Raw genomic sequence first — 8,497 nt, 5'->3', positions numbered from 1 at the left:
AGCCCCCATGGATGGGTTTACGGCGTGTCCTGCAAGCCCACACCGCCGCGCCATCCCACGGATACCCCGCTGTTGCGGTTGCTTCGGCGGTTGCTGTTGCTTGTGCTCTGGCCTCTGCGGGTGCCGGGCGCCGCCCGGCTGACGTCCGCCACTTGCGGTGGCAGCGACGGCCCACTAGCCTTCGGCCGTCGTTCACCACCCAAGGACCGCCCGTGAAACACCGTCATCTCCTGCTGGCCTCGGCAATCGCCGCCGCCACGCTGGCCCTGGCCGCCTGCAAGAAGGAAGCTGCCCCAGGCGCCGATACCGCCAGCAGCAGCGCTCCGGCCGGTGAAACCGCCGACCAGTTCGTGGCCCGCATCAATGCCGAATTCAAGGCCGCTTACCCGGAGATGACCTCGGCGCAGTGGCTGTCCTCCACCTACATCAACGGTGATTCGGAACGCATTGCGGCCAAAGCCAACGAGCGTTCGCTCACCCAGCTCAACAGCTGGATCGAACAGGCCGCCAAGTTCGACGGCAAGCCGATGAGCGAGGACAGCAAGCGCGCGATCCACCTGCTGAAGCTGATGTCGTCGATGCCGGCGCCGCGCGACCCGGCCAAGCTGGCCGAGCTGACCCAGATCGCCACCCGCATGGAAGGCAGCTACGGTGCCGGCAAGTACTGCACCGATGCCAATGATCCGAACTCCTGCCGCCAGCTGGGCGAGCTGGAACAGGTGCTGGCGCGCAGCCGCGACTACGACAAGCAGCTCGACGCCTGGCAGGGCTGGCACAGCACCACCAGGAGCATGCGCGGCGACTACCAGAAGTTCGTCGGCCTGGTGAACGAGGGCGCCAAGGGCATGGGCTTTACCGATGCCGGCCAGATGTGGCGCAGCGGCTATGACATGCCGCCCGAACAGATCGGCCCGGAAACCGACCGTCTCTGGGAACAGGTCAAGCCGATGTACGAGCAGCTGCACTGCTACGCACGCGGCAAGCTGGACAAGACCTACGGCAAGGACAAGGCCGAAGTGGGCAACGGCCTGATCGCCGCGCACCTGCTGGGCAACATGTGGCAGCAGGACTGGTCGAACCTGTGGGACCAGCTGGAACCGTACCCGGGTGCCGGCAGCCTGGACATCACCGCTGCACTGGAAAAGCAGTACCAGACCAACCTGAGCGCGGCGCTGGCCAAGGCCGGCAAGGACGCCAGTGTGGCGGCCCAGTACAAGGCGCAGCGCGAAGCCGAACTGCGTACCGCCAAGCAGATGACTGAACGCGCACAGGACTTCTATGTGTCGCTGGGCATGCCGTCGCTGCCGCAGTCGTACTGGGAACGCACCCAGTTCATCAAGCCCGACGACCGCGATGTGGTCTGCCACGCCAGCGCCTGGGACATGAACATGGAAGGCGATGTGCGCACCAAGATGTGCATCAAGCCGAACGAAGAGAACTTCACCACCATCTACCACGAGCTGGGCCACATCTATTACGACCTGGCCTACAACCCGCTGCCGCCGCTGTTCCAGGGCGGTGCCAACGATGGCTTCCATGAGGCGATCGGCGACACCATCGTGCTGGCAATGACGCCCAAGTACCTCAGCTCGATCGGCCTGGTCGATGCACCGACCGAGAGCCGCGAAGCGGTCATCAACAACCAGATGCGCATGGCGCTGTCGGGCGTGTCGTTCCTGCCGTTCGGGCTGATGATCGACCGCTGGCGCTGGGGCGTATTCGATGGTTCGATCACCGCCGACAACTACAACAAGGCGTGGTGGGACTTGAAGGCCAAGTACCAGGGCGTGGCCCCGGCCAGCACCCGTGGCGAAGAATTCTTCGATCCGGGCGCGAAGTACCACGTGCCGGGCAACACCCCGTACACCCGCTACTTCCTGGCCCGCATCCTGCAGTTCCAGTTCTACAAGGGCCTGTGCGATGCAGCCGGCTACAAGGGCCCGCTGCACGAGTGCACCTTCTACGGCAACAAGGAAGCCGGCCAGAAATACTGGGCGATGCTGAGCAAGGGTGCCAGCCAGCCGTGGCAGGCCACGCTGAAGGAGCTGACCGGCACCGACAAGCTCGATGCCGGCCCGATGATCGAGTACTTCACTCCGGTCAACGAGTGGCTGAAGCAGCAGAACGAAGGCCAGATGTGTGGCTGGCAGGCCAACGCCGCCCCGGCGGCGAAATGAGAAAAGGGGCGGGTCCGCAAGGATCCGCCCCTGATGTAGCGCCGGGCCGCGCCCACGTGACCGGTGGGCGCCATTGCAGCGAACGCATCGCCATGCGCGCGGAGCCTTTCGCCAAGCAGTGAGAGTGATTCATGCCCGGCGGCTCTTCATCGCACCGCTGCGCTCGCCGGGCATGGCCCGGCGCTACCCACGGCGGATCAGCTGTCCTTCTTCGCCGCCATCGCCGCGGCCAGTTCCGCCTTGAATTCCTCGAAGGTCTGGCCCTTCTCTTTCGCTTCGGCGTGCGCGGCGTCGCGCAGCGCATCGGAGTACATCAGGCGCACCGGCGTGCCGTTGCGCTCGTGCAGTTCACCGGCCTGCATGATCAGCGCCAGTACCTGCGCGGCGGAGTCACTGTGGCCGGCGATACGGCCGTCCATGCCCAGCACCCATTCGCCGTCGCGGCGCACGACACCGGCCAGCAGGGTGCGCTGCGCGTCGCGCAGTTCGGCATGCGGCTCCACCGGCGAGGCCTGGGCAGCGGCCTTGTTGGCGGCCTGCTTTTCCTGGCGACGGCGCTGGTCGCGGCGGGTCTTGGAGCTGGTGGACATGGTGCAATACCGCTGCGAGGGGGGCGCAAGGATAGCGCACCCCACCCGCCACGCCGCTTCACACCCCCTCAATCCAGCACTTTGCCGTGCCGCCAGTAGCCCATGAAGGTGATCGCGCGGCGGTCCAGCCCGCAGTCGCGGACCAGATGGCGACGGATCGCCATCACCGCCCCCGCCTCGCCTGCCACCCAGGCATACAGCGGCCCGGCCACGCTGGCATCGGCCTGTTCCCAGAGGATCTGCGCGTCAACGTCGATCTCTTCCAGTTCGTCGCCAGCGGCCACGCTCGAGGCGGCTGCCAGCCGCGCCTGCACCGCCTGCAACAGCGGCGCCCCGTACGCCGCGCGCCCGCGCGGCAGCCAGACCAGCTCGGCGGTAGCCGGTGCCTTCAGCGGCACCGCGTCGCCGGCCTGCGCCACTTCCAGCAAGGCCAGCGTACGCGGCGGATCCACCATGGCCGCCAGTTCCTCAAGAATGCCAGCCACCGCCGGTAACGCGGTTTCATCGGCCACCAGCAGCACCTGGCCGACGCCGGCCGGCGGCTTCCATTCCCAACCTTCGCTGCTGTCGGCGCAGTCGGCATCGGGAGCCAGCAACACCACACGGTCGCCGGGGCGAGCATGGATGGCCCAGCGTGAGGCCGGCCCGGTCTCGCCATGCAGCACGAAATCAACATCGACCTCGCCCAGCTCTGCACGCAGCTGGCGGATGGTGTAGGTGCGCATCGGCGGGCGCTGATCGTCCGGCAGCGCCCGGTAGCGCGGATACCAGTCCTCGCCGCAGGGCACCTGCGGCAGGTCTTGGCCAGGCAAGGGGAAGAACACCTTGATGCGCTGGTCCGGGCCTTCGGTCTTCATCCGCGCCACGTCGGCGCCGGTGAACACCATGCGATCCAGGGAAGGGGAAAGAACGCGGCGCTCCTTCAGCGCCACCTCGAACAGGCGGTAGGTCTGCTGCGCAGCCATTTGGGGGAAACCTCATGCAACGACATCGGATCGGCTGGCTGTCGTGCATCCACGCACCGGCTGGCTGGAGTGCCCAGCCTAGTCCGGCCGTTCCCTGCCGCAAGTGTTTCGGGCATCGTGGCCCGCCCTACCCCTGCGCGCTGCTCAGTGACCCGTGCAGGCTGCCTGCGCCGCACGCTCGCGCTGGTGTTCCCAGTACCAGAACACGAAACCGGCGCCGAAGAACGCGGCCTGGCCCAGTGCCAGGTGCAGCGGGCTACCGCTCAGCAGTGGTGACACCACGCCGGCCACCACGGTGCTGATCATCAGCTGCACAAAGGCCTGCAGCGACGAGGCCAGGCCGCGCTGATGCGGGTACATGTCCAGTACCGCCAGCGCCAGGATCGGGAAGATCAGCGCCATGCCCATGCCCCCCAGGAAGATCGGCAGTACCGCCCATGGCAGCACGAACTGTGGCGACAGCACCACGTAGCCAACGTTCAACAGCACCGACAATGCGCACAGGCCGAAACCAATGGAGACCTGGCGGGTGGGCGTGGTGTGCCCGGCCATGCGCCCGGACAGGAATGAGCCGGTGGTCATGCCGCCGATGGTCGGGATGAACAACCAGGCAAACCCGCCCTCGCCCAGGTGCAGGTGCTGCATCACGAACACCGGCGCCGAGGAGATGTACAGGAAGATTCCACCAAAGCCGATGCTGCCGGCCAGCGCCAGGCGCAGGAAGCGCGGATTGAAACCGATGCGCACGTAATCACGCATCAACGCGCGCGGTGACAACGGCACGCGCGCTTCGACCGGATGGGTCTCGGGCAGGTAGCGTGCAGTGGCCGCCAGCAGGACCAGCCCGAACACCACCAGGAACCAGAAGATCAGCGGCCATCCCGCGCCACTGAGCAGGATCCAGCCACCGATGATCGGCGCGATGGCCGGGGCGATGCCGAACAGCATGGACACCTGGCTCATCAGCCGCTGCGCGTCATGGCCGTGGTACAGGTCGCGGATCACCGCGCGGCCGACGATCATGCCGACACCCGCCGACAGGCCCTGCAGCGCGCGGAAGGCCAGCAGCGTGGTCAGGTCGGTGGACAGTGCGCAGCCCACCGAGGCGCCGACGAACACCACCAGTCCACCGAGGATCACCCGCTTGCGGCCCCAGGCGTCGGACAGCGGGCCGTGCGCCAGGCTCATCAGGCCGTAGAACAGCAGGTACACGCTGATGGTCTGCTGCACCGCCACCTCGTCCACCGCCAGGCGCCGGGCCAGCTGCGGGAAGGCCGGGAAGATGGTGTCGATCGAGAACGGGCCGAACATGGCCAGGCCGGCAAGCAGCAGGGCCATGCGGCGGGTGGAGGGAGCAACAGCGGCGGTCATGGGAAAGGCGTCCGGCAGGGCCATGCGTGGCACGCACGGCGGGCGCCGGTCCCTGTCTGCAGGGAGGGCGCCAGATGAATTCGGGTATCTGGCCATCATAGGTGGGGATTGCGCCTGATGCCATGCAGCGATGCACAAAACGCACGTCCGGGCCATCGGCCATTCAGGCGCAGCGGCCAGGCCCGTAGACGGCCAGCGGGCCCGCAACGGGCTATAATCGGCGGGCAACACGGTGGGAGAAGCGGAACACCGCTGCCGAAGGCGCAACGCCCGTAATCGCTCAGGCCCGATACCACCCGTAACAGAACTCTGGAGAGACCGGTTCGATCCGGCGCCGAAGGGGCACGAAGCTGCGGTTTTCCGCGCTTCCAAACTCTCAGGCAAAAGGACAGAGGGGCGCCCCGCAGACCGCCGACCGGCGGCTTGTGCCCGTGCGTGTGCCCTTTCCTGACGGATCCTTCGCCATGTCCCAGAACACCCCTTCCCTGCGTGAGCTCGAGCACCACAATGCGTTCGTCGAGCGCCACATCGGCCCCAACGATGCCGAGATCGCGCAGATGCTCGACGTCGTCGGCCACGCGTCGCTGGATGCGATGACCGATGCCATCGTGCCGGCCAAGATCAAGTCGCCGGCGCCGCTGGCGCTGCCGGAGTCGATGACCGAAGTGCAGGCACTGGCGAAGATCCGTGCGATCGCCGACAAGAACACCGTGCTGCGCAGCTTCATCGGCCAGGGCTACTACGGTACCCACACCCCGAACGTGATCCTGCGCAACATCCTGGAAAACCCGGCCTGGTACACCGCCTACACCCCGTACCAGGCCGAGATCTCGCAGGGCCGCATGGAAGCGCTGATCAACTTCCAGACCCTGTGCGCCGACCTGACCGGCATGGAGATCGCCAACGCCTCGCTGCTGGACGAAGCCACTGCCGCCGCTGAAGCGATGACCCTGGCCAAGCGTTCGGCCAAGTCGAAGTCGGACACCTTCTTCGTGCACGACGCCGTGCACCCGCAGACCCTGGAACTGCTGCGCACCCGCGCTGAACCGATGGGCATCGTGCTGCGCGTCGGCACCCCGGCCGAAGCACTGGAAGCGGAAGCCTTCGGCCTGCTGCTGCAGTACCCGGACACCTTCGGCCAGGTCGGCGACTACAGGGCGCTGGTCGATGCCGTGCACGCGCGCGGCGGCCTGGTGGCCGTGGCCACCGACCTGCTGGCACTGACCCTGCTGGCCGCCCCGGGCGAATGGGGCGCGGACATCGTGGTCGGCAACAGCCAGCGTTTCGGCGTGCCATTCGGTTTCGGTGGCCCGCACGCCGCGTTCATGGCCTGCCGTGACGCCTACAAGCGCTCGATGCCGGGCCGCCTGATCGGCGTTTCCGTCGATGCCCAGGGCAACCCGGCCTACCGCCTGACCCTGCAGACCCGCGAGCAGCACATCCGCCGCGAGAAGGCGACGTCGAACATCTGTACCGCACAGGTCCTGCTGGCGGTGATGGCCTCGATGTATGCGGTCTACCACGGCCCGGAAGGCCTGACCCGCATCGCCCGGCGCACCCACCGCCTGGCCTCGATCCTGGCTGCGGCACTGCGGAACGCCGGCGTGCAGGTCGGTGGCGACTTCTTCGACACCCTGCACATCACCGGCGTGCATGCCGATGATATCCACGCCAAGGCACGCGCCGCCGGCTACAACCTTCGCGCGATCGACAGCGACTCGGTCGGCATCAGCCTGGACGAGACCGCCACCCGCGCCGACGTGGTCGCGCTGGCCGCCGTGTTCGGCGCGCAGGCTGACGTCGAGGCGCTGGACGCCAGCACCGCCGACGCGCTGCCGGCGGGCCTGCTGCGCCAGTCCGCGTTCCTGACCCACCCGGTGTTCAACACCCACCACAGCGAGCACGAACTGCTGCGCTACCTGCGTTCGCTGGCCGACAAGGACCTGGCGATGGACCGCACGATGATCCCGCTGGGTTCGTGCACCATGAAGCTCAACGCCACCGCCGAGATGATCCCGGTGACCTGGCCGGAGTTCTCGCAGATCCACCCGCTGGTGCCGGCCGACCAGGCGCTGGGCTACAAGGAACTGATCGACACGCTGGAAGCGATGCTGGTCGAATGCACCGGCTACGACGCGGTCAGCCTGCAGCCGAACTCCGGCGCACAGGGCGAGTACGCCGGCCTGCTGGCGATCCGTGCCTACCACCGCTCGCGCGGCGAAGGCCACCGCGACATCTGCCTGATCCCGGACTCGGCGCACGGCACCAACCCGGCCTCGGCGCAGATGTGCGGCATGAAGGTCGTGGTGACCAAGACCGATGCCAACGGCAACGTCGACGTCGAGGACATCCGCCTCAACGCCGAGAAGTACAGCGACCGCCTGGCCGCGATCATGATGACCTACCCGTCCACGCACGGCGTGTTCGAGGAAGAGGTGGTCGAGATCTGCGAGATCATCCACAAGCACGGCGGCCAGGTGTACACCGACGGCGCCAACATGAACGCCCTGGTCGGCGTGGCCAAGCCGGGCAAGTGGGGTTCGGACGTTTCGCACCTGAACCTGCACAAGACCTTCTGCATCCCGCACGGCGGTGGTGGCCCGGGCGTGGGCCCGTGCGCGGTCAAGGAGCACCTGGCCCCGTTCCTGCCGGGCAAGCTGGGTGACAACGGCCCGGTCGGCATGGTCAGCGCGGCCAGCTTCGGCAGTGCTTCGATCCTGCCGATCAGCTGGATGTACATCGCGATGATGGGCCGCGAAGGCCTGCGCAAGGCCACTCAGGTCGCGCAGCTCAACGCCAACTACATTGCCAAGCGCCTGGCTCCGCACTTCAAGACCCTGTACACCGGCCGTAACGGCCTGGTGGCGCACGAGTGCATCCTGGACGTGCGCCCGCTGGAGAAGACCAGCGGCATCGGTGCCGAGGACGTCGCCAAGCGCCTGATCGACTTCGGCTTCCACGCCCCGACCCTGAGCTTCCCGGTGGCCGGCACGCTGATGGTCGAGCCAACCGAGAGCGAGTCGCTGCACGAGCTGGACCGTTTCATCAACGCGATGATCCAGATCCGAGAGGAAATCAGCGCGATCGAAGACGGTCGCCTGGACCGCGAGGACAACCCGCTGAAGAACGCGCCGCACACCGCCACCGCGGTGACCGCCAGCGAGTGGACCCACGCCTATCCGCGCGAACTGGCCGCCTTCCCGCTGGCCAGCCTGAAGCAGAGCAAGTACTGGCCGCCGGTGGCACGCGTCGACAACGTGTACGGTGACAAGAACGTGATGTGCGCCTGCATCCCGGTCGATGCCTACAAGGATGATGAAGTCGAGGCTTGATTCCTCACTGCATCGATAAAGAAAACGGCCCGCGCAAGCGGGCCGTTTTCATGAGGGCGTGG

The 8,497-nt window shown here is 67.0% G+C and carries 5 protein-coding genes and 1 riboswitch; of the genes, 2 read left to right on the top strand and 3 right to left on the bottom strand.

Annotated elements, in window-relative coordinates:
• The first annotated feature begins 212 nt into the window (after positions 1–212).
• Positions 213–2,177, top strand: coding sequence for a M2 family metallopeptidase (locus tag HMPREF3114_RS10675; RefSeq protein ID WP_053500683.1), 1,965 nt, complete (start codon positions 213–215; stop codon positions 2,175–2,177).
• A 197-nt stretch (positions 2,178–2,374) separates the two neighbouring features.
• Here the strand turns inward: HMPREF3114_RS10675 and HMPREF3114_RS10670 are convergent, their stop codons facing one another.
• The 3 genes from HMPREF3114_RS10670 to HMPREF3114_RS10660 form a co-directional block, all read right to left on the bottom strand.
• Complete coding sequence (locus HMPREF3114_RS10670) at positions 2,375–2,767, bottom strand: hypothetical protein (protein WP_005418286.1); 393 nt, start codon at positions 2,765–2,767, stop codon at positions 2,375–2,377.
• A 68-nt stretch (positions 2,768–2,835) separates the two neighbouring features.
• Positions 2,836–3,732, bottom strand: a complete 897-nt coding sequence (locus HMPREF3114_RS10665; protein WP_053500681.1) for a siderophore-interacting protein — start codon at positions 3,730–3,732, stop codon at positions 2,836–2,838.
• A 144-nt stretch (positions 3,733–3,876) separates the two neighbouring features.
• Complete coding sequence (locus tag HMPREF3114_RS10660) at positions 3,877–5,103, bottom strand: multidrug effflux MFS transporter (RefSeq protein ID WP_053500685.1); 1,227 nt, start codon at positions 5,101–5,103, stop codon at positions 3,877–3,879.
• A gap of 299 nt (positions 5,104–5,402) precedes the next feature.
• A riboswitch (glycine riboswitch) is annotated at positions 5,403–5,505 on the top strand.
• 62 nt (positions 5,506–5,567) lie between these two features.
• Between HMPREF3114_RS10660 and gcvP the strand changes: the two genes are divergently transcribed.
• Positions 5,568–8,435 carry an aminomethyl-transferring glycine dehydrogenase gene (gcvP, locus tag HMPREF3114_RS10655; RefSeq protein ID WP_053500679.1) on the top strand — a complete coding sequence of 956 codons (2,868 nt, stop codon included), beginning with the start codon at positions 5,568–5,570 and terminating at the stop codon, positions 8,433–8,435.
• Positions 8,436–8,497 lie beyond the last annotated feature (62 nt).

This window comes from Stenotrophomonas sp. HMSC10F07 (genome assembly GCF_001807895.1).
Taxonomy (GTDB): domain Bacteria; phylum Pseudomonadota; class Gammaproteobacteria; order Xanthomonadales; family Xanthomonadaceae; genus Stenotrophomonas; species Stenotrophomonas sepilia.
Note: the sequence above shows the minus strand (reverse complement) of the source record. Positions and strands in the feature narration are given on the sequence as shown.

Bases quoted from the DNA above. Each gene is read 5' to 3' on its own strand.
- gcvP (WP_053500679.1), top strand. From the start codon at position 5,568: ATGTCCCAGAACACCCCTTCCCTGCGTGAGCTCGAGCACCACAATGCG.
- HMPREF3114_RS10670 (WP_005418286.1), bottom strand. From the start codon at position 2,767: ATGTCCACCAGCTCCAAGACCCGCCGCGACCAGCGCCGTCGCCAGGAA.
- HMPREF3114_RS10665 (WP_053500681.1), bottom strand. From the start codon at position 3,732: ATGGCTGCGCAGCAGACCTACCGCCTGTTCGAGGTGGCGCTGAAGGAG.
- HMPREF3114_RS10660 (WP_053500685.1), bottom strand. From the start codon at position 5,103: ATGACCGCCGCTGTTGCTCCCTCCACCCGCCGCATGGCCCTGCTGCTT.